The following is a 24,094-nucleotide window of genomic DNA, read 5'->3' on the forward strand; positions in this document are numbered from 1 at the left end:
ATCTACGGCGACAGCATGCGGGACAACGCTAGCGCCCGCCGTGCGGCCGGGCGTCAGTCCGGGCGGACGACCTCCTCGAAGCCGAGCCACTCGCTGAGCGCGGAGATCTCGGCCTCGACGGCGACGCGTACGTCGCGCGGCCAGGGCTCGTCCTCGTGCACCGCGTCGACGCGAAGCACGCCGGCGTCGCGCTCGGCGGTGGCGTCGAGCTTGCCGACGAGGCGGTCGCCGGCGAGGACGGGCAGCGCCCAGTAGCCCCACCGCCGCTTCGCGGCCGGCTTGTACATCTCCAGCTGGTAGTCGAAGCAGAACAGCTCGGCCACCCGCTTGCGGTCGTAAGCCAGGCGGTCGAGCGGCGAGAGCAGCGCGACGCGGCCGCCCGTCGCCAGGTCGAGGGGCGGCGCGTCGAGGTATGCCAGGTCGACGCGCCACTTGCCGCGCACCCCCTCGACCACCGCGGGCTCACCGACCTCGCCGACGTCGGCCGGCTCGCCGGGCACCTTCGAGCTCCGGGCCCGCGCCAGCCCGAGGGAGCGGAGCCGGCGCTCGGCGCGGATCCTCAGCGCCTCCTCCAGGGGCACCGGCTCGACGTCGGGATAGACCCGCTCGGCCAGGTCCCACAGCCGCTCGCGCCCCTCCCGGCCGGCCATCGCGATCTCGCCGCGCTGCACCATCCGGTCCAGGAGCATCCGGATGTTGCGGTCGTTGTTCCACCCGCTCGACTCCCACGGCACCGCCGTGGTGTCGGGGAAGGCGCTCGCCGGCAGCGGCCCCTCGTCGTACAGCCGGTCGAGGATGTCGCGGCGGCAGTGGTCGTTGGCCGCCACCCAGTCGCGCATGTCGACCTGCCACTCCGTGAGCGGGCCGGGCCCGGGCCAGGCGGCCATCTCCGCGCGGAAGAGCGCGATGTCCTCCGCCGGCCGGATCATGCTGTGCAGCTCGACGAGCGTCCCCACGGCGAGTGCCTGCTCGAGCTCGCGGGGGTCGTAGCCGCCGCCGAGCCGGCTCCAGGCGACGAGGTCGGCGCTCGGCGCGACCGCCTTCGTCGGGTCGTCCTGCAGGATCGTGAGGTGGCGGACGAGGCCGAGCAGGTCGGTGGGCCGCTCGGCGGACAACAGCTGCGCGTGTACGGCGATCCGCCGGGCGTCGTCCCGGGTCAGCTCGTGCACCTCGCCGGACCTCATGCGGGGTGGTCGTCCGAGAGCTCATCGTGCACGACGTCCTCGGCAGCCTGCTCGGTGAGGGCGACATCCTCGAGGCCGGCGATGTGCACCAGGGCGTCGCCGGAGTTGACCAGCGGCGCCTGGGTGCGGCCGATGACGATGCCGGGCCGGTGGGCGTGCACCAGCCGCAGCCGGCGGCCGAAGGTGTCGGAGAGGCCGCCGAGCCGCTGGCCGGTCTCCACGACCTGCCCGAGGTGGGCCTCCAGATGCAGGATGCCGGTGCTCTTGGCGCGCACCCAGCTGGAGCTGCGCGAGACCAGGCTCTGCTGCTCGGGTGGCTCGACCGGGTCGACCATCCCGAGCGCCGCGAGCACGCGGCGTACGCCCACGACGCCGGGCTCGATCGCGAAGTCGTCGAAGCGGAGGGGCTCGCCGGCCTCGTAGAGCAGCACCTTGGTGCCGCGCTCGCGGGCCGCGTGCCGCAGCGAGCCGTCCCGGATGCGGGCGTGCAGCATCACCGGCGCGCCGAAGGCCTGGGCCAGCGCGCGGGTCTGCGGGTCGTCGAGGTCGGCCCGGACCTGCGGCAGGTTGCTGCGCGCGTCCGAGCCGGTGTGGAGGTCGATGCCGACCTCGCACTTGGCGACCACCTCGGTCATGAAGAGGTGGGCGATCCGGGCGGCCAGCGAGCCGCGGGCCGAGCCGGGGAAGGAGCGGTTGAGGTCGCGCCGGTCGGGGAGGTAGCGGGTGCCGTTCATGAAGCCCAGCACGTTGACGACCGGCACGGCGATCACCGTGCCGCGCAGCTGCCGCGGCGAGAGCCCCTCGAGCACCCGGCGGATGACCTCGACGCCCACCACCTCGTCGCCGTGGATCGCGGCTGCCAGCCACACGGCCGGGCCCTCCTCGCGGCCGTGCACGATCCGCACCGGCAGGCTGACGTCGGCGCCGGTCACCAGGCGGGTGATCGGCAGCTCGAGCTCGCGCGCCTGACCGGCGCGCACCCGCCAGGAGCCGATCGCGAAGGACTCGCGCGCCATTAGGCCCCCCGGTTCTTCCGGCGCGTACGCCGCTTGGGGCGGCCGCCGAGGTAGGAGCGAGCGGGGTCGACGAGAAAGCCCTGGCGCAGTGCCTCGCGGCCGATCAGCATCCGGAAGCCCATCTCGTCGCGGCGCGTGAGGGTCATCTCCGCCGTGACGACGCGGCCGACCAGCTCGATGTCCATGAGCACGACCGGCCGCTCCACCGTGTGGCCCGACGAGCTGCGCACCCGGCGCCGGTCGAGCACGGGCAGCTCGGTGAGCACCGCGTCGTCGGTGGACCGCTGCCACGGGTGGATCGAGAACCGCACCCAGGCCTCGCCGTCCACCTCGTACTGCTCCAGGTCGAAGGCGTGCATGGCCGAGGAGCGTGCTCCGGTGTCGAGCTTGGCCTTGATCCAGGGCACTCCGGCGCCCGGCAGCGCCACCCACTCCCGCCACCCCGCCCGGGTGGCATCCGTGGTCTCGTGGGGCTGCTGGGGCACGCGCGCATCCTCTCAGGTGCCCAGCGGCGTGGCGGCAACCTGCCGCCCAGCGGGCCCCGCGCCTGGTGCTTGAATGGGGCGCTCGTCCCCACCTCCTGCCTAGGAAGACAGCGATGAAGCTGGCCATCCTCTCCCGCGCCCCGCGGTCCTACAGCACCCAGCGCCTCCGGCACGCGGCCGTCGACCGCGGCCACGAGGTCAAGGTGCTCAACACCCTGCGGTTCGGCATCGACCTGTCCGGCGACGAGCCCGACCTGCTCTTCCGCGGCCGCCAGCTCTCGGCGTACGACGCGGTCCTGCCGCGGGTCGGCAGCTCGATCACCTACTTCGGTACGGCGGTCGTGCGGCAGTTCGAGCAGATGGACGTCTACACCCCCAACACGTCGTACGGCATCGCCAACTCGCGCGACAAGCTGCGGGCGACCCAGATCCTGTCGCGGCACCGCATCGAGATGCCGGCGACCACGTTCGTGCGCGACCGCGCCGACGTGATCCCTGCGATCGAGCGGGTCGGCGGCGCGCCCGTGGTCATCAAGCTGCTGGAGGGCACCCAGGGCATCGGCGTCATCCTGGCGCCGGAGCTCAAGGTCGCCGAGGCGATCGTGGAGACGCTGCAGAGCACCCGGCAGAACGTGCTGATCCAGCGCTTCGTCAAGGAGAGCAAGGGCCGCGACATCCGGGCCCTCGTCGTCGGCGACCGCGTGGTCGCCGCGATGCGGCGGGTGGCGCAGGGCGACGAGTTCCGGTCCAACGTGCACCGTGGCGGGTCGGTCGAGGCCGTGCAGCTCGACGAGGAGTTCGAGCGGGTCGCCGTACGCTCGGCGCAGATCATGGGCCTGCGGGTGGCCGGCGTCGACATGCTCGAGGGCGCGGACGGGCCGCTGGTGATGGAGGTCAACTCCTCGCCCGGCCTCGAGGGGATCGAGACGGCCACCAAGCTCGACGTCGCCGGCGCGATCATCGACTTCATCGACAACCAGGTCGCCTTCCCCGAGATCGACGTGCGCCAGCGGCTGTCGGTCTCGACCGGCTACGGCGTCGCCGAGATCGTCGTCCACGGCGGCTCGGACATGGTCGGCAAGAAGCTCAGCGACTCGGGTCTCGACGACCGCGACATCACCGTGCTCACGCTGCACCGCGGCACGCAGGTGATCCCCAACCCGCGCCTCAAGACCGTGCTGGAGGCCGAGGACCGGCTGCTGTGCTTCGGCAAGCTCGAGGAGATGCGCTCGATGATCCCCCAGCGCCGGAAGCGCCAGCGGGTCAAGAAGCTGCCCAAGCAGATGCCCGTCGACCTGGGCTGAGCCGCGATCACCCTTCGCGTCAGCGGTGCAGGCGGCCGGAGATGGCGCCGCCGGGGTACGCCGCGGTGTGAACGTTGACGTAGAAGCGACCCGGCCGGCGGGCGATCCGGCGGACCGTGCGCGCCGACACCCCCGTCGTACAACGCGAGCCGCCGGTCACGGCGCCGGTGAGGTCCACGACCACGCTGCCGTCGGAGACCCTGTGGACGTGGGCGGCCGTGGGCTTGTCGATGTCGCTCCAGGTGATCCGCGCGCAGACCCGGCCGCGGGCCGGCGCCAGCCGCAGCGTCGCCATCCCGGTGCCATCGGGGTCGTCGCCGTGGAGATGGGCCATCAGCACGGTGGCCGCGCGTCTCTCGACGGCGGGCGCGGCGTCGGCTGCGGCGAGCACAGCGGTGGGTGAGAGCAGGGTCAGCGCGAGAGTCGCGGCAAGGGTGGGACGGATCATGTTCAGCCTCCTCAGCTCAGGCTAGCGATGAGCTCCTCCACGCGGGTGCGAATCTTGTCGCGGATCGGGCGGACGGCCTCGATGCCCTGGCCGGCCGGGTCCTCGAGCACCCAGTCCTCGTAGCGCTTGCCGGGGAAGTAGGGGCACTCGTCTCCGCAGCCCATCGTGATGACCACGTCGGACTCCTGCACCGCCTCGGTGGTGAGCACCTTCGGCTGGTTGGCGGAGATGTCGACGCCCTCCTCGGCCATCGCCGCGACGGCGGCCGGGTTGATCGAGTCGGCGGGTGCGGAGCCGGCGGAGAGCACCTGGATGCGGTCGCCCGCGAGGTGCTGCAGCCACCCGGCCGCCATCTGGGAGCGGCCGGCGTTGTGCACGCAGACGAACAGGACGGTGGGCTTGTCAGCCATGGGAGACCTCTTCAGCAGGGGCGTCGGTCGGGCGGGGGTCGGAGGGGTGGAGCACCAGCAGCAGGCCGAGCGCGAGCACTCCGCCGAGCAGCTGCATGAGCACGAACATCGGCACCGACGCCGGCGAGATGCCGGCGAAGGTGTCGGAGAAGAGCCGGGCGACCGTGACGGCCGGGTTGGCGACGCTGGTGGAGCTGGTGAACCAGTACCCCGCGGCGATGTAGCCGCCGACGGCGAACGCGACGGAGTCCACCCGGCCGGCGCGCACGGAGCCGAAGATGACGAGCACCAGGCCCAGCGTGGCCACGACCTCGCCGAGCCACTGGCCGGTGCCCCCGCGCTCCGTGGTGGCGAACGAGACGGCGTCGAGCTCGAACATCAGGTTGGCCACGACGGCGCCGAGCACGCCGCCGACCAGCTGCGCGGCGACCAGCACCAGCGCCGCCCGGGTCGTGAGCAGCCCGAGCACCCGCTCGATCAGGGTGACGACGGGGTTGAACGCCGCGGACACCGGCTGGAGGGCGAGGATCAGCGCGACCAGGACGGCTCCGGTGGCGATGCTGTTCTGCAGGAGCTGGAGGCCGACGTCGTCGGGGCTGAGGCGGGTCGCCATCACGCCCGAGCCGATCACCGCAGCGACGAGGAACGCCGTGCCGACCAGCTCCGCCACCGCCTTGCGGGCGAGCAGCGTCACGAGCGGCTCCCCGAGGTCGCAGTGCCCGAGGTGGCGAGCAGTGCGCCGATCGCGTCGAAGGCGGCGGGACGGATCCGGTAGTAGACCCAGACACCCTCCTTCGAGCGGTCGAGCAGGCCGGCCTCATGGAGGGTCTTGAGGTGGTGGCTGATCGTGGGCTGCGAGAGGTCGAAGGCGTCGTTGAGGTCGCACACGCAGGCCTCCCCGTCGGCGTGCGAGGCGATCAGCGAGACCAGGCGCAGGCGCACGGGGTCGGCGAGGGCCTTGAGCAGCGGCGCCGCCGCCTCCGCCTCGTCGGCGGTCATCGGCCGCGAGACCAGGGGCGAGCAGCAGGCCACCGACTCCACGGGGTCAGCGAGCGGGAGCAACTTCGACATGCATCAATATTGACAGATGTCGTTGTCTGGCCCCAACCCGCCCCGTCCGGCTGGTCACTGAGTGACGGACTCCACGGCGGCCATGTCGGCCCGGGTCGGCCGCTCGAGGAGGTCGGCCCAGTCCTCGTGCTCCTCGACGTAGCTCTTCACGTAGGGACACACCGGCACGACGCGCAGGCCGGCGGCGCGGGTCGCATCGAGCGCCTGCCGGACCAGGCGGCCCGCGAGGCCCTTGCCCTCGAAGGCCGGGTCGACCACCGTGTGGAAGAAGATCCGGCGGCCCTCGGACTCGACGAACTGGGTGAAGCCCGCTGGCTGGCCCTCGAGGGCGATGGAGAAGCGGTCGGACTCCTGGGTGACGACTGGCTCGCTCATGGCGCCTAGGCTGCCACGCGTGATCGACCCGCTCCAGACGGCCCTGATCGGGGCCGCCCTGCTCCTCGCCGTCGCCACCGGCGTCTACGTCGCCCTCGACCGCAGCCCCGACCTCGTGCTGATCGGGCTGGCCGCGCTCGTCGAGGTCGGCCTGCTCGTGCAGGCAGTCGTCGGGATCGCCCAGGTCGTCGGCGACTCCCGCGGCGTCAGCGTCGTGACCTTCGTCGGCTACCTGCTGGCCGCCCTCGTCGTCCTTCCGGCCGGCGTGCTGTGGTCACTCGCCGAGCGGAGCCGTGGCGCGACCGCCGTACTCGTCGTGGCGGCACTGACCGTGGCCTTCCTGGTCGTCCGCCTCGACCAGATCTGGTCGGTGTGAGCACCTCGACCCGCAGCGGGCTGGGCCGTGCGCTGATCGCCGTGTACGCCGTGTTCGCGCTGTCGGCGACCGGGCGGTCCCTCGTCCAGCTGGCCACCAAGGCCGGCGAGGCGCCGCTGGCCTACTCGCTCTCGGCGGTCGCGGCGCTGGTCTACATCGCGGCGACCCTCGGCCTGGCGGAGGTCGGTCCGAGCCCGCGGCGACTCGCGTGGGCCGCCTGCGGCTTCGAGCTCGTGGGTGTCCTGGTCGTGGGCACGCTCACGGTGGCCGACCCAGACCTCTTCCCCGACGCGACCGTCTGGTCGGCCTTCGGGCAGGGCTACGGCTACTTCCCCCTCGTGCTGCCCTTCGTCGGCCTCGGCTGGCTGGTTCGGACGCGCGGGAGCCACGCGAGGTCGTAGGCCCAGCACCGTTCTGGGTACCTCTCTGGCGGGAGCCAGGGAAGGGAACGGATGAATCTGACGGACACCGCGGACCTCTGGTGGAAGACGGCGGTCATCTACTGCGCGGACGTGCAGACGTTCCTCGACCTCGATCGCGACGGCCACGGCGACCTGCGGGGCATGCAGCACCGGGTCGACTACCTCGCCGAGCTGGGCATCACCTGCCTGTGGCTGATGCCGTTCTACCCGACGACCGACAAGGACGACGGCTACGACGTCACCGACTTCTACGGCGTCGACCCGCGCGTCGGGTCCGCCGGTGACTTCGTCGAGCTCGTGCACACCTGCCGCTCCCGGGGCATCCGCGTCATCGTCGACCTGGTCATGAACCACACCTCGGAGAGGCACCCGTGGTTCGTGGAGGCGCGGAAGAGCCCCGACAACCCGATGCGCCACTGGTATGTCTGGCGCGGCTCGACGCCCCCCGACACGTCCAAGCAGGTGGTCTTCCCCGACGTCGAGGACAGCATCTGGGAGCTCGACGAGCGCACGGGCGAGTACTACCTGCACAACTTCTACAAGACCCAGCCGGACCTCAACCTCGCCAACCCGGAGGTGCGCGACGAGGTGGTGCGCACGATGGGCTACTGGCTCCAGCTGGGCGTCTCGGGCTTCCGGGTGGACGCCATCCCGTTCATGTTCCAGGTCGACCAGCTGCCGAAGCGGGAGCGGCGGTTCCCCGACTTCGACACCCACGCCTATCTCCGCTCGCTGCGCTCGCAGTCCGGCCGGCGCGTCGGTGACTCGATCCTGCTCGGCGAGAACAACCTCCCCTACGAGGAGCAGCGGCAGTTCTTCGGCGGGGGCGACGGCGACGAGCTCACCGTGCAGTTCGACTTCATCGGGATGCAGGCCACGTGGCTCTCCCTCGCCCGGGGCGACTGCCGGCCGCTCGCCGACGCCCTGCGCCAGCGGCCGCCGGTCGACCCGTCGAGCCAGTGGGGCAACTTCCTGCGCAACCACGACGAGCTCACCCTGGACAAGCTCAGCAAGCAGGAGCGCCACGAGGTGTTCGACGCCTTCGGCCCCGACCCGGAGATGCAGATCTTCGACCGCGGGCTGCGACGCCGGCTCCCGACCATGCTGGGCGGCGACCAGCGGCGGATCCGGATGGCCTACTCGCTGATGTTCTCCCTGCCCGGCACTCCCGTGCTCTTCTACGGCGAGGAGATCGGCATGGGGGAGAACCTCGACATCCCGGGCCGCAACGCCGTGCGGTCGCCGATGCAGTGGTCCCCGGGCCCGCACGGCGGCTTCACCACCTCCGACCGCCGCAGGCTCAGGCGTCCCGCGGTGACGGGCATGTGGGGCCCCGAGCACGTCAACGTGAGCGACCAGCGCAACGATCCCGACTCGCTGCTCTCCTTCATCAAGCTGCTCGTCAACCGCTATCGCCAGTCGCCGGAGATCGGCTGGTCCGGCGTCGAGGTGCTCGACCACTCCGACCCACGCGTGCTGGTCCACGTCCTGCGCAAGGACGAGTGGGCGATGGTGGCGCTGCACAACTTCGGCGACGAGCCCGTCGAGGTCTCCGTGCCGGTCCCGGGCGTACCCCGCGGCACGTCGCTGGTCGACCTGCTGAGCCCCGGGGTCCCCGACCGCACCACGGCCGGGGCGAGCGGCCGGCTCGACCTCACGCTGCCGCCCTACGGATACGCCTGGTGGCGGGTGCTGCACGACGGGGAGGTGCGCCTGGCATGACCGAGCTGTGCTTCCACTGCTCCCACGAGCAGTTCCCGCCGTCCCGGCTGCTGGACCTGGCCGTGCGGGCCGAGGACGCCGGGTTCGACGGCATCCACTCCGCCGACCACCTCGCGCCCTGGCGTCCCGACGGCCACTCGGGCTATGCGTGGGCCTTCCTCGGCGCCGCGATGGCCCGGACCCGGGTGCCCTTCGGCGTGGTGACGGCGCCCGGCCAGCGCTACCACCCCGTCGTACACGCCCAGCGGATCGCCACCCTCGGGGAGATGTTCCCCGGGCGGCTCACGGTGGCGCTCGGCTCGGGGCAGGCGATCAACGAGCACGTGACCGGGGAGTCGTGGCCGGCCAAGCCGGCGCGCAACGCCCGGCTGGCGCAGTGCGCCGACCTGATCCGGCGGATGCTCGCCGGCGAGACGGTGGAGTCCCCCGAGCTCCGGGTGCACGACGGCCGGATCTGGTCGCGCCCCGACGTGCCGCCGCGACTCTTCGCCGCTGCGATCACGCCGGGCACCGCCCGCGAGGTGGCCGCCTGGGCCGAGGGGCTGATCACCGTCGGCAGCGACCCGAGGGTGGTCGGCGAGGTGGTGGCGGCCTTCCGCGAGGGTGGCGGCGAGGGCAAGCCGGTGCACCTGCAGGTGCACGTGTCGTGGGCCGACGACGAGGAGACGGCCCGCACGCAGGCGCTGGAGCAGTGGGCGAGCAACGCGCTGCCGCCGGAGCTCGCCGAGTCACTGCCCACGCCGGAGGCGCTCGTCGAGGCCGCCGCACACAGCGATCCCCAGCAGGTGCTTGCCTCGCTGGTGGTCTCGGCGGACCTCGACCAGCACGTCGCCCGCCTCGCCGAGCTGCTGGAGCTCGGCTTCGAGCGGCTGGCGATCCACCAGGTCGGGCCCGACCAGGAGCGCTTCGTCGAGCGGTGGGGGCGGGACGTGCTCCCGCGGCTGCGCTCCTGAGGCCGGCCCGGGCCCCCGGCCGGTCAGGCGCCCGGCGCGGTGACCCTGCGGGGGAACTCCTGCATCGCGTGGTCGGCGATCTTCTTCATCATGAAGCCGTCCACGCCGCCGCCGATGACACCGCCGACGAGGGGTACGCCGCGGCCGAGCTTGCCGAGCGCCTTGGTGCCGACACCCTTCATCAGGTTGAAGCCGACGGCCTTGTTGATCACCATCAGGGCCGCCGGCGGCACGTTGCGGAGCGCGATCGTCACAAGGCGGCTACCACCCGTCGCCATGCCGGCCTTCCGGAGCACCTCGTCGGACCTCGAGCCCACCAGGGTCAGCAGGACGGCGGTGCGGATCTGCGGGTCGTCGACGTCGTAGCCGCGCAGGGTCGCGATCGCCCCCACCATCCGGGTGGCCTGCACGTAGAACTCGAGCACGTTGGCCGGCAGCGCGACCGGCATCGTCACGAACCCGCCCACACCCGTCACGAAGCCGCCGATGGCGCCGCGCGTCATCGCGCCGCGGGCGACCCTGTGCACCGCGGCCTCGGGCGAGCCGGCCTTCAGAAGGGCCTCCTCAGCGACCTGCGTGGCCGAGTCGATCGGCCCCTTCCCGTCGAGGCCGAGGTCCAGCAGCATCGTCACCAGCTTGCTCATCGCCTGGTCCAGGCGGCCGTCGCCGCCGAGGACGGTGGGGTCGGCGGCCGCCTCCAGTGCGGACCGCGTGTCCTTCACCTGGTCATCCTTCGGCGTGAACATGTCGAACAGGCCCATCGGGATCCCTCTCGTTCCGGGTGCGTGCGGGCGAGTCTCGCACGCGTTACCTGTACCCAGCCGGAGTCTGTCGAGGGCTCGTACGCCGCGGCGCGGGGAGCGGCGACCACTGGCCGCGCGCGATCAGCACCTCGCGCAGCACGTCGGGGTGGTCGGTGATGATGCCGTCGACGCCTGCGTCGAGCAGCGTGTGCATGGTGGATGCGTCGTTGACCGTCCAGACGTTGACCCGGATCCCGAGCCGGTGCGCCTGGGCGACCACGCGCTCGGCGTACACCGGGAACCGGCCGAGCCGGAACGGCACGTGGGCGAAGCTGCCGCTGGCCACCCCGGCCGGCGGACGGGCGTAGGAGCGCGAGCACGCGATCAGCGTGGTGAGCGAGCGCCAGCCGAGCGCAGTGGTCAGCTCCGGCACCTGGCCCTGGAGGCGCAGCAGCCAGCGGGTCCACGCTCCGGCCACGCAGATCCGCGGCGCCCAGCCGGGGTTGTGCAGCAGGAGGTCGGCCATCGCCACGACCGAGCGCGCGTCCTTGAGGTCGATCGTGAAGCGGGTGTCGGGGAAGGAGTGCATCGCCTCGGCGAGCGTCGGGATGGTCTCCGACCCGGCGACGCGCAGCCGGCGCAGCCAGCCGAGGTCGGCCTCGCCGACGGTGCCCGGGACACCCGTCAGGCGCTTGAGTGAGGTGTCGTGGAAGAGGACCAGGTGGCCGTCGCGCGTGGTGTGCACGTCGGTCTCGAAATAGCGGAACCCCAGGGCGGTCGCCCTGGCGAACGTGGCCAGCGTGTTCTCCGGACCCAGCGCCATCCCACCGCGGTGGGCGATCGCGAGAGGTCCGCTCTCCTCGCCGTAGGTCGTCACGTGCTCCAGCATGGGCGGCTCGCGGCCGCCCGATGACCAGACCGGGCCCGTGCGCGGGAGTGTTCACCGACCCTTCTCCTGGAGCACCACACCCGGTGGTCGAGTAGCCGCCGACGGTCCGCCGGGCGCCGTCGTTCACCTCGCGGTCGCCCGGGTCCGCCACAATGCCCCGGGTGACGCACCCCCTGCTGCCCTCGCTGCTCGCCGGCGACCGGGCACCCCAGCCGCGCACGCTGGTCGACATCCTCCGCGCCACGGCGGCCGAGCACCCCCAGGCGCCCGCGATCGACAGCGGCGTCGCCGTGCTGACCTACGAGGAGATGGTCGAAGCGGCCGAGACGCTGGCCGGGGAGCTGGCGGCGATCGGCGTACGCCGCGGCGACAAGGTCGCTGTCCGCGTGCGCTCGGGGACCACCGACCTCTACGTCGCGATCCTGGGCGTGCTGTGCGCCGGCGCGGCCTACGTGCCGGTCGACGCCGACGACCCCGACGAGCGGGCGCGCGTGGTGACGCGGGAGTCCGGTGCGGTCGCCGTCGTCGGCAACGACCTGGCGGTGGCGGCGACGGGTCTCGATACGCCCCGCTCGTCCCTCGCGGGGCTACTCGACCAGCGAGCGGACGCGGGCGGGGACCCGACGCCGGACGACGATGCCTGGGTCATCTTCACCTCCGGCTCGACGGGCACGCCCAAAGGCGTGGCGGTCACCCACCGCAACGCGGCGGCCTTCGTCGACGCGGAGAGCCGGATGTTCCTCCAGAAGGAGCCGATCGGCCCCGGCGACCGGGTGATGGCCGGCCTCAGCGTGGCCTTCGACGCCAGCTGCGAGGAGATGTGGTTGGCCTGGGCCTACGGCGCGTGCCTGGTCCCCGCGCCGCGCAGCCTGGTCAGATCCGGCGTCGACGTCGGTCCGTGGCTGGTCGCCAACGACATCACCATCGTGAGCACCGTGCCGACGCTGGTCTCGCTGTGGCCGGCGAGCTCGCTCGACCGGGTGCGGCTGCTGATCATGGGCGGCGAGGCATGCCCGCCGGAGCTGGCGGGGCGCCTGCAGAAGCCCGGCCGCGAGGTCTGGAACACCTATGGCCCCACCGAGGCCACGGTCGTCGCGTGCGGCGCCTTGCTCGATGGCACCGACCCGGTGCGCATCGGCCTGCCGCTCGACGGCTGGGACCTCGCCGTCGTCGACGCAGAGGGCAGCCCGGTCGCCGAGGGCGAGTCGGGCGAGCTGATCATCGGCGGAGCCGGCCTGGCCCGCTACCTCGACCCCGCCAAGGACGCCGAGAAGTACGCCCCGATGCCGACCCTCGGCTGGGACCGCGCCTACCGCTCCGGAGACGTGGTGCGCAACGACCCCGTCGGCCTGGTCTTCGCCGGTCGGGCCGACGACCAGGTGAAGGTCGGCGGGCGGCGGATCGAGCTCGGGGAGCTCGACGACCAGCTGCTGCGCCTCCCGGGCGTCGTGAGCGCGGCTGCCGCGGTGCGCTCGACGAAGTCGGGCAACAAGCTGCTGGTCGGCTACCTCACGGTCGACGGGCGGTACGACGCGACGACGGCCGCCGAGCTGCTCCGGCACCGGCTCCCGACTGCCCTGGTGCCGCGCCTCGCGGTCGTCGAGGACATGCCCACCCGCACGTCCGGCAAGGTCGACCGCGACGCCCTGCCCTGGCCGCTGCCCCGCTCAGCGGGCCAGGGACGAGGGCTCGACGAGACGCAGGCCTGGCTCGCGGGGATCTGGGCCGACGTGCTCGGTGCTGACGTGACCGGCCCGGGCGACGACTTCTTCGCGTTCGGCGGCGGCTCCCTCACCGCTGCGCAGGTGGTCAGCCGGGTCCGGGAGCGCTACCCCGAGGTCGTGGTCGGCGACGTCTACGAGCACCACACGATCGCCACCCTGGCCGCTGCCCTGCCCGGCATCTCGACCGGCGCGATGGCCACCGACCGCGAGGTCGCGCCGCTCCCGCGCAAGACCCAGGCCGGCCAGCTCGCCGCGCTCGTCCCGCTCCGGGCGCTGGCGGGCCTGCGCTGGCTGTCCTGGCTGATGCTCGCCTCGACCCTCGGCGGTCGCCTGCCCGGCCTCCCCTGGCTGCCGGCGTACTCCATCTGGCTGCTGATCCTGACTACCTGGTTCTTCCTCGTGCCGCCGGGCCGGATGACGCTCGCGGCCCTGCTCGCACGGCTCGTCCTCCGCGGCGTCACTCCCGGCAGCCACCCGCGCGGCGGCAAGGTGCACCTGCGCATCTGGCTGGCCGAGCGGATCCAGGACGAGCTCGCGGCCACCGGGCTCGCGGGCGCGCCGTGGTTCCCCTACTACGCGCGGCTGCTCGGCAACCGCATCGGCAAGGGCGTCGACCTCCACACCCTGCCCACCGTCACCGGCCTGCTCACCCTCGGCAACGGCGCGGCGATCGAGCCCGAGGTCGACCTGGCCGGCCACTGGATCGACGGCGACCTCCTCCACGTCGGCCCGGTCACGGTGGGAGCGCACGCCCGCGTCGGCGCGCGCTGCACGCTCGCCCCCGGCTCGGTGGTCGGCAAGGACGCGGAGGTGGCTCCCGGGTCGTACGTCGACGGCGAGGTGCCGACCGGGGAGTACTGGTCGGGCGCGCCCGCCGAGCGACAGGCCGACCAGGCCCGTGGCCCGTGGCTCGAGGACACGCCCGACGGGCAGGACAGCGCCTGGCTGGGCGCCTACGGCGTGATGGCCTGGCTGATCGCCTCGCTGCCCGCGGTCGCGGTGTTCCTCAGCGGCCTGGTCGTGCTCCCCGTCCTCCTGGACGCCGACTCGCTCGGCGAGGCCGTGCTCGCCGCCCTGCCCTGGCTGCCACTCGCCGCGTTCACCGGGTACGCCACGCTGGCGGCCATGGTCTGGCTGCTGGTCCGTGCCCTCGGTGCCGGGATGGAGGCCGGCCACTTCCCGGTCCGCTCGGGGACCGGGGTGAGGATCTGGGGCACGCTGCGGGTGCTTGACGAGGCGCGCACCTGGCTCTTCCCGCTCTACTCCAGCGCCCTCACGCCGGTCTGGCTGCGGCTGCTCGGGGCCAGGGTCGGCAAGAGTGTGGAGGCCTCGACGGTGCTGCTGATCCCGAAGTTCACCACCGTCGGCGACGACGCCTTCCTGGCAGACGACACGCTCGTGGGCTGCTACGAGCTCGGCGGCGGGCGGATCCGGGTGGGCCACGTGAAGATCGGCAAGCGGGCCTTCGTCGGCAACTCCGGCATGGCAGCGCCCGGCCGCAAGGTGCCGAAGGAGTCCTTGGTCGCAGTGCTGTCCGCGGCGCCGAGCCGCGAGCGCGCCAAGGCTCGCTCCTCCTGGGTCGGCAGCCCGCCCACCAAGCTCCGACGGACCGCCAGCGACGTCGACGACTCGCGCACGTATACACCGTCTCGCCGGCTGAAGGTGGCGCGCTCGTTCGTGGAGGCCTGCCGGGTGGTACCGATGTTGCTGCTCGTGGCGCTGGTCGCCGGCGTCGGGGCGACGCTGCTCGCGCTCCTCGACGCCTCGCTGCTGCTCGCCGTGCTCCTCGCGGGCCCTGTCCTGATCGCCGCAGGGGTGCTGGCCGCCCTCGTCACTGTCTCCGCCAAGCTGCTCCTGGTGGGCCGGCACCGAGTGGGCGACCACCCGCTGTGGTCGTCGTTCGTCTGGCGCAACGAGCTCGCCGACACCTTCACCGAGGTGCTGGCGGCGCCGTGGTTCGCCGCGCCGGCGCAGGGCACCTACGCGCTCAACGTCTGGCTGCGGATGCTGGGCGCGCACATCGGCCGCGGCGTGTGGTGCGACAGCTACTGGCTGCCCGAGACCGACCTGGTCACGCTGGCAGACGGGGCGACGGTCAACCGCGGCTGCGTCGTGCAGACCCACCTCTTCCACGACCGCGTGCTCAGCATGGACGAGGTGACGCTCAAGGCGGGTGCGACGCTCGGCCCCAACAGCGTTATCCTGCCCGCCGCGACGCTCGGCCGCCATGCGACCGTGGGCCCGGTCTCGCTCGTGATGCGCGGGGAGGCGGTGCCTGCCCGCACGTGCTGGATCGGCAACCCCATCGGTCCCTGGGAGGCACCTGAATGACCGACCCCGCAGTCCCCGATCCGTACTTGCCGGGCCACGGCGACCCGTCGTACGGCGTCCGGCACTACCAGCTGTGGCTGGGCTACAAGGTGGTCGGCAACCGGCTCGACGGCGACGCGCGGCTCTCCTGCGTCGCGAAGCAGGATGTCCGCTCGATCGCCCTCGACCTCGCCGGGCTGCGCGTCGCCAAGGCCTGGGTCGACGGCCGGCCCGTGCGCTTCACCCACCGCGGCACCCGCCTCACCCTGCCGGTCACCGCGGCGGCCGGTGCGGAGTTCGAGGTGCGGGTCAGGTACGCCGGGAGCCCGGGGCCGTTGAGCGTCGAGGGCCACGACCCGGCGGGCTGGGAAGAGCTGGCCGACGGCGTCATCGTGGCGGCCCAGCCGCAGGGCGCCCCGACGTGGTTCCCCTGCAACGACCGGCCCTCGGACAAGGCGACCTACTCGATCACGATGGCCGCCCCAAGCGACTACTACGTCGCGATGTCGGGCGAGCTCGTCGAGTCCGTGCGGCGCGGCTCGAGCGTCGAGTGGACCTACGAGATGACCTCCCCGATGGCGTCGTACCTCGCGACCTGCCAGATCGGCCGCTACGAGGCCCGCGAGCTCGACCACGGTGTCCTCGTGGTCGCGCCGCCCGACCTCAAGGGCGACGGCTACGACGCCTCCCTCGGGCGCCAGCCGGAGATGATGGTCTTCTTCGAAGGCTGCTTCGGCGACTACCCCTTCGACTCCTACACCTGCGTCGTGACCGACGACGACCTCGAGATCCCGCTCGAGTCGCAGTCGCTGTCCACCTTCGGCCGCAACTTCGCCTCCGCCGACTGGGGCGCCGTGCGGCTCGTGGCCCACGAGCTGGCGCACCAGTGGTTCGGCAACGCCGTCACCCTCACGGAGTGGAAGGACATCTGGCTGCACGAGGGCTTCGCCTGCTACGCCGAGTGGCTGTGGTCGCAGGAGTCCGGCGGGCGCTCGGCCGAGGAGTGGGCCGAGCACTACCACGACAAGCTCTCGGAGCTGCCCCAGGACCTGCTGCTCGCCGACCCCGGCGTGGAGCTGATGTTCGACGACCGCGTCTACAAGCGCGGCGCCCTCACGCTGCATGCCCTGCGCCGTGAGATCGGTGACGACGACTTCTTCGTGCTGCTGCGGCTGTGGGTGAAGCGCTTCTCGGGCCACAACGTCACCAGCGCCGACTTCGAGGCGCTCGCCGAGGAGGTGTCGGGCCGGCCGCTCGGCGGGCTGTTCGACGCCTGGCTGCGGTCAGAGGCCCTGCCGCCCTCAATCCGCTGATCGAGTAGGGACGAGGGACGAGGCCCTCATCGAGACGGCGGCGACGAAGCCACGGGGCGCGGTCAGGTCGACCCAGTGCTCGTCCTCGAGACGTACGGCGCCCATGGGCGTCGCCAGGCCGGTGCCCCTTGCCTTGAGGACCGCCTCCTTGCGCGCCCACGCGCGCGCCCGGTCGAGGGGCGACTCGGCGACCTCCCCGTCCGCGAGGACCAGCGAGGGGTCCCAGCGGGCCGCGACGGCGGCAATTGACTCGACGTCGACCCCGACGGGCGCGCGGGCGAGCACCGTCACGAGGTAGGGCCCGGACCGGGACGCCGAGACGTGCTGCGGCGCCCCGCCGTGGCGCAGCCACGGCCGCCCGTGCTCCGAGGAGCCGCAGACGGGGCAGAGTCGACCGGTCGTCACGTCGCCCGGACCCAGGAGCGCCACCGCGTGGGCGGCCAGGGCGTCATCCATGTCTCCGGCGGCCGCCCAGCGCGCGCCGCACTGCTCATGCGCCGTCATCTCAGGCGCGGTAGCCGCCGAGCAGCTCGGCGAGCTTGAGGTGGCCGCGGGCCTCGTCCTTCTTGCCCTGCCGCTGCAGCGCCCGCCCGACGAGCAGGTGGGCGTAGGCCTCGCCCGGCTCGTCCTCGAGCAGCGACTCGGCCGTCTCGATGGTGCGGTTCAGCTGGGCGGAGTGGAAGTAGGCGCGAGCCAGGAGGAGTCGGACGTCGATCAGGGCGTGACCGAAGTCCGCGGCCTCCGGCGAGTCGATGAGATCGCGGAGCATCACTGCGGCCTCTCGGTAGGCGCGCTGGTCGAACAGGGCCTGGGCGCGGCGCCAGCGGTCGTGGGGACTGTCCCCGAGCATGCCGGCGTGGCCGCGCAGCAGCTCCTCGAAGGGCGTGAAGTCGGTCATCGCAGTGACTCCTCTCGCCGATGCCAACACGCCCATGGTGCGCTCTGATTCCCGGAATATCGGGGGACCAACGCCGGTTCAGAGTGATAGAATCTTCAACTACCAGCAGGAGCACTCATGCAGATCGGCATCTTCAGCGTCGGCGACGTGACTCCCGACCCGACGACGGGCAAGACCCCCAGCGAGCACGAGCGCATCGAGGCGATGACCCAGATCGCGCTCAAGGCCGAGGAGGTCGGGCTCGACGTGTTCGCCACCGGCGAGCACCACAACCCGCCGTTCGTGCCGAGCGCGCCCACCACCCACCTGGCCTTCATCGCCGCGAAGACGGAGCGGCTGCTCCTCTCGACCGCGACCACCCTGATCACGACCACCGACCCGGTCCGGATCGCGGAGGACTACGCCTTCCTCCAGCACCTCTCCGGCGGCCGCGTCGACCTGATGATGGGGCGCGGCAACACCGGTCCGGTCTATCCCTGGTTCGGCAAGGACATCCGCGACGGCATCAAGCTCGCGGTGGAGAGCTACCACCTGCTGCGCAAGCTGTGGCGCGAGCCGGTCGTCACCTGGCAGGGCCAGTTCCGCACGCCGCTGCAGGGCTTCACCTCCACGCCCGCGCCGCTCGACGGCACCCCGCCGTTCGTGTGGCACGGCTCGATCCGCTCGACCGAGATCGCCGAGCAGGCGGCCTACTACGGCGACGGGTTCTTCCACAACAACATCTTCTGGAACCCCGAGCACACCGCCCAGATGGTCGCGCTCTACCGCCGCCGTTTCGAGCACTACGGCCACGGCTCGGCCGACCAGGCGATCGTCGGCCTCGGCGGCCAGGCGTTCATGGCCGAGACCGAGGCCGAGGCCAAGCGGTTCTTCCGTCCTTACTTCGACAACGCCCCGGTCTACGGCCACGGTCCCTCGCTGGAGGAGTTCACGGCCGCCACGCCGCTGACCGTCGGCACGCCGGAGATGGTCATCGAGCGCACCCTCGCGTTCGCCGACAACGTCGGTGACTACCAGCGCCAGCTGTTCCTGATGGACCACGCCGGCCTGCCGCTCCCGGTCGTGCTCGAGCAGCTCGAGATCCTCGGCAAGGAGGTCGTGCCGGTGCTGCGCGCCGAGTTCGAGCGCCGCCGCCCCGCCCACGTGCCCAGCGATCCGCCCACCCATGCCAGTCTCGTGGCCGCCGGCCCCGAGGCGCCGCACCACCTCGTCGAGCCCGCCCGCGCCCGCGCGGAGGCCCTCGCCCAGGAGTCCGCCCAGGAGTCCGCCCAGGAAGGAGCCCAGCAGTGACCCGTCGCATCGTCGTCGTCTCCGCCGGCCTCAGCGTCCCCTCGTCCACCCGGCTGCTCGCCGACCAGCTCGCCGACGCCGTCTCCGCCCAGGTCACGGCGCGCGGTGAGGCGGTCGCGTACGACGTCATCGAGCTGCGTGAGCTGGCCGCTGACCTCGCCTCGTTCATGACCACGGGCGGCATGCCGACGCCCGCCCTCGCCCGGGCGCGCGAGCTGGTCTCGGCGGCCGACGGCCTGATCGCCGTCACTCCGGTGTTCAGCGCCAGCTACTCCGGGCTGTTCAAGATGTTCTTCGACGCCCTCGACCCGGGCACCTCCGAGACCGGCGCGCTCAACGGGATGCCGGTGCTGATCGCCGCCACCGCTGGCACGGCGCGCCACTCGCTGGTGCTCGACTTCGCGATGCGCCCGCTCTTCACCTACCTGCGGGCCGTCGTCGTGCCGACCGGCGTCTTCGCGGCCACCGAGGACTTCGGCGCGTCCGGACTCACCGAGCGGGTCGCCCGCGCGGCGGCCGAGCTGGCCAACCTCGTCGTCGCCGAGTCCGACCACGTCGCCGGTTTCGCGCCGGACCTGACTGCCGCCAGGCGGCGTACGGACGGCCGGCGGCGTACGGACGGCAACGGGGTCGCGGCCGAGGTCACGCCCTTCGAGTCGCTCCTGCGCGGGCACGCGGGCTGAGGGCCTTCACGGGGTCGGTGCGCCTCACTAGCGTGGGGTGCACCGACTCCCATCCAGGAAGTCCCGTGAGGAAGGCAGTGCGATGACCACGACCCTCAACCCCTACCTCAACTTCCTCGACGGGAAGGCGCGGGAGGCGATGGAGTTCTACCAGTCCATCCTCGGGGGCGACCTCACGGTGATGACCTTCGGCGACATGGGCATGGAGGGCGACGTCGGCTCCCAGGTGATGCACGCGCAGCTGCAGACCGACGCGGGCTTCACCCTGATGGGTGCCGACGCCCCCGAGGGGATGGTCCAGGTGACCGTCGGCAACAACGTCTCGGTGTCGATCAGCGGCGACGAGCTCGATCTGCTCCAGGGCTACTTCGAGAAGCTCTCCGACGGCGGCACGGTGACGATGCCGTTGGACAAGCAGGCCTGGGGCGACGTGTTCGGCGCCTGCGTCGACAAGTACGGGATCAACTGGCTCGTCGACATCTACGAGACGCCCGCCGAGGGCGCACCCGCCGGGGTCTGAGCACCCCTCGTAGCGCTGATGAGAGATCGCCACGCGGCGCCGGCGTCGGGCGTCACCAGGGCGACGGCTCGTAGTCCTTCACGAAGCAGCCGAAGAGGTCGTCGCCCGCCTCGCCGCGGACGATCGGGTCATAGACCCGGGCAGCGCCGTCGACCAGGTCGAGCGGCGCGTGCCACCCTTCGGCGGCGATCCGCAGCTTCTCCTGGTGCGGCCGCTCGTCGGTGATCCAGCCGGTGTCGACCGCGGTCATCAGGATCCCGTCGGTCTCGAACATCTCGCCCGCGCTGGTGCGCGTGAGCATGTTGAGCGCCGCCTTGGCCATGTTGGTGTGCGGATGGCCGGCACCCTTGTAGCGCCGGGAGAACTGGCCCTCCATCGCCGAGACGTTGACGACGTAGGCGCGCTTCGACGGCGCCCGCCGCGCGGCCTCGGCCAGGGCCGGGCGCAGCCGCGAGACCAGCAGGAACGGCGCGATCGAGTTGCACAGCTGCACCTCGAGGAGCTCCAGCGGGTCGACCTCGCCGACGGTCTGGGTCCAGGAGTTGTTGGTCTGTACGTCGGGGAGCAGGCCGCCGGCGTCCACGGCCGTGCCCGCGACGTGGGCCTCCAGCGAGGCCGAGCCGGCCTTCAGCGCCTGCCTGGAGAGGGAGAGCGCCGTCAGGGTGGCGGCGTTGTGCACGGCCAGCGCGTGCTCGGCCGACTCGCCTTCGTGGTGGGCGACGGCGACGTCGGCCAGCGCGCCGGCGATGACGGCCGGGTGGGCCTCGCTGATCCGGTCGAAGGTGACCATCTCCGGGAGCTCCATGCCCCCGGGAACGAGGTCGGAGGGCAGCGGCGCGGACTCTCCCTCGACGAGCGGGGCGTAGGCGCCGGGCGTGCGGCGCACCGTCTGGCAGGCGTTGTTGACCAGGATGTCGAGCGGGCCCGCGGCCGCGACGTCGTCCGCCAGGGAGATCACCTGGGTCGGGTCGCGCAGGTCGATGCCGACCACCTTGAGCCGGTGCAGCCAGTCGCCGCTGTCCTCCAGGGAGCTGAAGCGGCGTACGGCATCACGCGGGAACCGCGTCGTGATCGTGGTGTGGGCGCCGTCGCGCAGCAGGCGCAGCGCGATGTACATCCCGATCTTGGCGCGGCCACCGGTCAGCAGGGCGCGCTTGCCGGTGAGGTCGGTGCGCTGGTCGCGCTTGGCGTGCGACTTCGTGGCGCAGCGGGGGCAGAGCCAGTGGTAGAACGCGTCGACGAGGGTGAAGTCCTCCTTGCAGATGTAGCACCCGCGGGCGGTGATCAGCTCACCCGCGAACGCGCCCTGCGCCGTGGAGACCAGCGGGATGCCGGCGGTCTCGTCGTCGATCCGCATCGGCGATCCGGTGGCGGTCCGCTCGATGATCTGCTGGTCGTGGCGCTGCCGCTCCTCGCGGATCTCCGCCCGGCGCGCCTTCTTGATCAGCTTGTACATGAAGGACGCCTCACGCTTGACCGTCCGGATGTCCGGGTGGTCCGGCGGCAGGCTCGGCAGCTCGCGCAGCACCTTGAGGGCGATGGCGAGCTCGCCGGGGTCGATGCCAGGAGGCGGTGGTGCAGGAGCGTCGTTCACCGGAGAAGGGTATGACCGCGCCCGGCCGGGGACCTCACTGGCGGACGATCTCCCTGAAGGCCTTCCCCTGCCAGCCCGTCATCGACCGGCGCGGGACCCTCGGCAGCGCGCGACCGCCGTACGCCACCTTGCCGGAGGCGTCGGAGTAGGTCAGCCAGGTCTCGGCGACGCCCTGCCCGAGGCCGGGCTGCAACCAGTCGCAGACACCGCCGGGGAAGGTGGCCTGGAGCGTGGCCCACTCGGCGTCGGTGAACGGGATGGGGTGGCCGCCGACGTAGGTGTAGGCGGCGCGGTCGAGCGGCACCAGCCGGCAGGCCAGCACGTCGTTGGTCGCGGGTCCGCCGGCCTCCTGGCGCGGGGTCGAGAGGTGGGTGCGGGCGAGGTCGTTCTCGCAGAGCACGCCGGGCACGCCGTCGGCGTGGCACCGGTCGGTGAGGGTGGCAGGCCGGTCCTCGACGATCTTCTGCGCGAGCGGCACCGGCCGGCGGTCCTTCTCCACGGCCGCCAGCCACTCGTCCATCCGGTCGAACGCCTCGACCGGCCAGGCGAGGTCCCCGACCAGCGGCGTCGGGCCGAACCACTCGACCCGGTTGTCGGTGTGGCCCTGGTCGCGCTGCAGCCTCAGGTGGCTCCACACCGCGTGCGAGTAGTCGTGGGCGACCCCCGGGTCGGGGCCGCCGTGGTTGATCATCGCCACCTCGTCGGTGTGCGTGAACTCGTTGAGCAGGCCGGTGCGGTAGGCCCGCGCGACCGAGGCCGGGTCGCCGAGCAGGCGGCCGGCGGTGAGCTCGTTGTTGACGTCCAGGCCGCCGAGCTTGGCGTTGAGGTCCACGAACTGCGCCGGCGTGATCCGACCACCGAGCAGCGCGTTGAGCCCGTACTGGATGCCGGCGTTGCCGACGGGGAAGCCGGCGAACCCGTGCCCTGCCGCCTTCTCCTGCGCGCTCCACACCGACTGCGGCCGGCGGCCGAGCTGGTTGACCATCAGGTCCAGCACCGAGCACCGGACCCCACCGGGGTTGGTCTCGGAGTCGTAGCGGGTCGTGCGGTCACCGGGCACCGGGTGGGGCACGCCTCCGCACGGCAGCTCGGGGTCGAAGGCCTTCTTGAAGAGCAGTTCGTCGGCCGTGACGGCGTTGGCGTGCGTGAGGTGTCCCTCGACGTCCGCCATCTGGGTCGGCGACCACAGCACGCCCGCGCCCCAGCGCGACGGGTGCTCGAAGTAGAGGCGCATCAGGTGGTAGTCGGCGAACTGGGCGCCGGGGCTCATCACGTCGGGGTAGGAGCAGGTGACGACCAGGCCCTGGTAGATGCCCGGGTAGGCGTTGGCGATGGTGTGCTGGGCGACCGAGCCGCCGCTGCAGCCGGTGCCGATGGTGTAGCGCAGGGTGCCGTAGCGCTCGACCACCCGCTCCTTGGCCATCATCAGCGACTCGGCGTTGTAGGCCACGTTGCAGTTGTGGCCGGTGTTGCTCAGCGAGGTGGCCATCACCGCGAACCCGCGGCTGAGCGCCTCGACGTAGGTGTCCTTGGCCCCGGCGACCCGCAGGGTGCCGGCGGAGTCCTGCAGGTTCGGATCCTCCGGGTGGTACGACGCGCCGCACCCGCCGCCGTGGGTGACCAGCAGCTTGTGGTTCCACTGGTCCTGCGGCCGCCACGCGTGCCAGCGCTTGCCCGGTCGGAAGAGGGTGAGGATCGAGTAGCGGTCGCGGTCGGCGTAGCCGTCCTCGCGCCGCACGATGAACGGCACGCGGACGCCCCGGTCGGTGGTCGTGGTGGCGACGTCGGTCGGCGAGTTCTTCCTCGAGTAGGGCTTCAGGCCGGCCGGCCCGCCGCTCGGCTGGTAGAGCCAGGAGTAGCGCGGCGGCTCGTTGCACCGGGCGTCGCGGGCGGTGTCCTGGCAGTCGTAGGCCACGTGCACCGGGCCGGTGAGCACCGGCCCGCCCTGGTCGTGGTTGGTGACCACGGCCTTCGTGGTCCGGGCGCCCTTCGCGCTGGCCACCACGAGGTTGCGGCCGTTCTTCAGGCGGCGGACCAGGCCGACGTACGTCTGCGGCGCCGTGTGCCGGAAGTGCTTGGTGACCACACGACCGCCGACGGTGATGACGAGGTGCCGGCGCCTGACCTGCCGGGGCAGCCGGACCTTCAGCAGCACGTCGCCGCCCGACACCAGGTCGGCCCGGTTGGAGAGCACCTGGAGGACGATTCTGCCCGCCTTCGGCGGAGCCGCGGCGGGGGCCGTGGGGGCCGGGGAGGCCGGGGTGGGAGTCCCGCTGGAGAGGAGGAGCGCCAGGGCCGAGACCAGGGACACGAGGGTGCGCTGCAGTGGCATGCCGAGTCAACGACGGGGGGTGAGCCCGGTCA

At 72.3% G+C, this 24,094-nt stretch carries 24 protein-coding genes; 10 read left to right on the forward strand and 14 right to left on the reverse strand.

The window, feature by feature from the left end:
* Positions 1 to 53 precede the first annotated feature (53 nt).
* From DDE18_RS00690 to DDE18_RS00700, 3 genes are read right to left on the reverse strand one after another with little or no spacing between them, the layout of a single operon-like run.
* Complete coding sequence (locus DDE18_RS00690) at positions 54 to 1,184, reverse strand: DNA glycosylase AlkZ-like family protein (RefSeq protein ID WP_116570322.1); 1,131 nt, start codon at positions 1,182 to 1,184, stop codon at positions 54 to 56.
* A complete protein-coding gene (locus tag DDE18_RS00695) occupies positions 1,181 to 2,200 on the reverse strand; it encodes a succinylglutamate desuccinylase/aspartoacylase family protein (protein ID WP_116570323.1) in 1,020 nt (339 codons plus the stop codon). Before DDE18_RS00695 ends, DDE18_RS00690 begins: the two co-directional genes overlap by 4 nt.
* On the reverse strand, positions 2,200 to 2,685 hold the full coding sequence (locus tag DDE18_RS00700) for an ATP-dependent zinc protease family protein (RefSeq protein ID WP_211754347.1): 486 nt from the start codon (positions 2,683 to 2,685) through the stop codon (positions 2,200 to 2,202). The genes DDE18_RS00695 and DDE18_RS00700 overlap by 1 nt, the downstream gene beginning before the upstream one ends.
* Before the next feature lie 113 nt (positions 2,686 to 2,798).
* Between DDE18_RS00700 and DDE18_RS00705 the strand changes: the two genes are divergently transcribed.
* On the forward strand, positions 2,799 to 3,989 hold the full coding sequence (locus DDE18_RS00705; protein WP_116570324.1) for a RimK family alpha-L-glutamate ligase: 1,191 nt from the start codon (positions 2,799 to 2,801) through the stop codon (positions 3,987 to 3,989).
* Positions 3,990 to 4,008: 19 nt separating this feature from the next.
* Here DDE18_RS00705 and DDE18_RS00710 read toward each other — a convergent pair whose 3' ends face one another.
* Genes DDE18_RS00710 through DDE18_RS00730 form a run of 5 tightly spaced genes read right to left on the reverse strand, consistent with a single transcriptional unit; the run spans position 4,009 to position 6,293 of the window.
* Positions 4,009 to 4,437 (reverse strand): CHRD domain-containing protein, encoded by a 429-nt coding sequence (locus tag DDE18_RS00710; RefSeq protein ID WP_116570325.1) that lies wholly within the window; start codon positions 4,435 to 4,437, stop codon positions 4,009 to 4,011.
* Between the two features lie 11 nt (positions 4,438 to 4,448).
* On the reverse strand, positions 4,449 to 4,847 hold the full coding sequence (locus DDE18_RS00715) for an arsenate reductase ArsC (protein ID WP_116570326.1): 399 nt from the start codon (positions 4,845 to 4,847) through the stop codon (positions 4,449 to 4,451).
* A complete protein-coding gene (locus tag DDE18_RS00720; protein ID WP_116570327.1) occupies positions 4,840 to 5,541 on the reverse strand; it encodes an aquaporin in 702 nt (233 codons plus the stop codon). The genes DDE18_RS00715 and DDE18_RS00720 overlap by 8 nt, the downstream gene beginning before the upstream one ends.
* Positions 5,538 to 5,918, reverse strand: a complete 381-nt coding sequence (locus tag DDE18_RS00725; protein ID WP_116570328.1) for an ArsR/SmtB family transcription factor — start codon at positions 5,916 to 5,918, stop codon at positions 5,538 to 5,540. Before DDE18_RS00725 ends, DDE18_RS00720 begins: the two co-directional genes overlap by 4 nt.
* A 54-nt stretch (positions 5,919 to 5,972) precedes the next feature.
* Entirely contained in the window at positions 5,973 to 6,293 is a 321-nt protein-coding gene (locus DDE18_RS00730; RefSeq protein WP_116570329.1) for a GNAT family N-acetyltransferase, read from the reverse strand.
* A 19-nt stretch (positions 6,294 to 6,312) separates the two neighbouring features.
* Here DDE18_RS00730 and DDE18_RS00735 point away from each other — a divergent pair, with 19 nt between their 5' ends.
* From DDE18_RS00735 to DDE18_RS00750, 4 genes are read left to right on the forward strand one after another with little or no spacing between them, the layout of a single operon-like run.
* Positions 6,313 to 6,669 (forward strand): hypothetical protein, encoded by a 357-nt coding sequence (locus DDE18_RS00735; protein ID WP_211754348.1) that lies wholly within the window; start codon positions 6,313 to 6,315, stop codon positions 6,667 to 6,669.
* Positions 6,666 to 7,070, forward strand: a complete 405-nt coding sequence (locus tag DDE18_RS00740; RefSeq protein WP_116570331.1) for a hypothetical protein — start codon at positions 6,666 to 6,668, stop codon at positions 7,068 to 7,070. The genes DDE18_RS00735 and DDE18_RS00740 overlap by 4 nt, the downstream gene beginning before the upstream one ends.
* Before the next feature lie 51 nt (positions 7,071 to 7,121).
* On the forward strand, positions 7,122 to 8,813 hold the full coding sequence (locus tag DDE18_RS00745) for an alpha-amylase family protein (protein WP_116570332.1): 1,692 nt from the start codon (positions 7,122 to 7,124) through the stop codon (positions 8,811 to 8,813).
* Positions 8,810 to 9,766 (forward strand): TIGR03885 family FMN-dependent LLM class oxidoreductase, encoded by a 957-nt coding sequence (locus tag DDE18_RS00750; RefSeq protein WP_116570333.1) that lies wholly within the window; start codon positions 8,810 to 8,812, stop codon positions 9,764 to 9,766. Before DDE18_RS00745 ends, DDE18_RS00750 begins: the two co-directional genes overlap by 4 nt.
* 23 nt (positions 9,767 to 9,789) lie before the next feature.
* On the opposite strand, the gene DDE18_RS00755 is transcribed toward DDE18_RS00750, so the two are convergent.
* Positions 9,790 to 10,488, reverse strand: a complete 699-nt coding sequence (locus DDE18_RS00755) for an EcsC family protein (protein WP_211754349.1) — start codon at positions 10,486 to 10,488, stop codon at positions 9,790 to 9,792.
* An 85-nt stretch (positions 10,489 to 10,573) separates the two neighbouring features.
* A complete protein-coding gene (locus DDE18_RS00760; protein WP_211754350.1) occupies positions 10,574 to 11,386 on the reverse strand; it encodes a glycerophosphodiester phosphodiesterase family protein in 813 nt (270 codons plus the stop codon).
* 173 nt (positions 11,387 to 11,559) lie between these two features.
* On the opposite strand from DDE18_RS00760, the gene DDE18_RS00765 reads away from it, so the two are divergent.
* Together DDE18_RS00765 and DDE18_RS00770 are read left to right on the forward strand one after the other, a co-directional pair.
* On the forward strand, positions 11,560 to 15,453 hold the full coding sequence (locus DDE18_RS00765; protein WP_245916370.1) for a Pls/PosA family non-ribosomal peptide synthetase: 3,894 nt from the start codon (positions 11,560 to 11,562) through the stop codon (positions 15,451 to 15,453).
* Positions 15,450 to 16,745, forward strand: coding sequence for a M1 family metallopeptidase (locus DDE18_RS00770; protein WP_116570337.1), 1,296 nt, complete (start codon positions 15,450 to 15,452; stop codon positions 16,743 to 16,745). The genes DDE18_RS00765 and DDE18_RS00770 overlap by 4 nt, the downstream gene beginning before the upstream one ends.
* On the opposite strand, the gene DDE18_RS00775 is transcribed toward DDE18_RS00770, so the two are convergent.
* Positions 16,734 to 17,249 (reverse strand): 4'-phosphopantetheinyl transferase family protein, encoded by a 516-nt coding sequence (locus tag DDE18_RS00775; protein ID WP_116570338.1) that lies wholly within the window; start codon positions 17,247 to 17,249, stop codon positions 16,734 to 16,736. The two genes, DDE18_RS00770 and DDE18_RS00775, sit on opposite strands and share 12 nt — an antisense overlap.
* Position 17,250: 1 nt before the next feature.
* Positions 17,251 to 17,643 (reverse strand): tetratricopeptide repeat protein, encoded by a 393-nt coding sequence (locus tag DDE18_RS00780; RefSeq protein WP_211754351.1) that lies wholly within the window; start codon positions 17,641 to 17,643, stop codon positions 17,251 to 17,253.
* A gap of 117 nt (positions 17,644 to 17,760) precedes the next feature.
* Between DDE18_RS00780 and DDE18_RS00785 the strand changes: the two genes are divergently transcribed.
* The 3 genes from DDE18_RS00785 (at position 17,761) to DDE18_RS00795 (ending at position 20,136) form a co-directional block, all read left to right on the forward strand.
* On the forward strand, positions 17,761 to 18,933 hold the full coding sequence (locus DDE18_RS00785) for an LLM class flavin-dependent oxidoreductase (protein ID WP_116570339.1): 1,173 nt from the start codon (positions 17,761 to 17,763) through the stop codon (positions 18,931 to 18,933).
* Positions 18,930 to 19,616 (forward strand): FMN reductase, encoded by a 687-nt coding sequence (locus tag DDE18_RS00790; RefSeq protein WP_116570340.1) that lies wholly within the window; start codon positions 18,930 to 18,932, stop codon positions 19,614 to 19,616. Before DDE18_RS00785 ends, DDE18_RS00790 begins: the two co-directional genes overlap by 4 nt.
* A gap of 82 nt (positions 19,617 to 19,698) precedes the next feature.
* On the forward strand, positions 19,699 to 20,136 hold the full coding sequence (locus DDE18_RS00795) for a VOC family protein (protein WP_116570341.1): 438 nt from the start codon (positions 19,699 to 19,701) through the stop codon (positions 20,134 to 20,136).
* A gap of 52 nt (positions 20,137 to 20,188) precedes the next feature.
* Here DDE18_RS00795 and DDE18_RS00800 read toward each other — a convergent pair whose 3' ends face one another.
* Positions 20,189 to 21,730 (reverse strand): SDR family NAD(P)-dependent oxidoreductase, encoded by a 1,542-nt coding sequence (locus DDE18_RS00800; RefSeq protein ID WP_116570342.1) that lies wholly within the window; start codon positions 21,728 to 21,730, stop codon positions 20,189 to 20,191.
* A 34-nt stretch (positions 21,731 to 21,764) separates the two neighbouring features.
* Complete coding sequence (locus DDE18_RS00805; RefSeq protein WP_116570343.1) at positions 21,765 to 24,062, reverse strand: DUF6351 family protein; 2,298 nt, start codon at positions 24,060 to 24,062, stop codon at positions 21,765 to 21,767.
* Positions 24,063 to 24,094 lie beyond the last annotated feature (32 nt).

This window comes from Nocardioides gansuensis, assembly GCF_003076135.1.
Lineage (GTDB): Bacteria > Actinomycetota > Actinomycetes > Propionibacteriales > Nocardioidaceae > Nocardioides > Nocardioides gansuensis.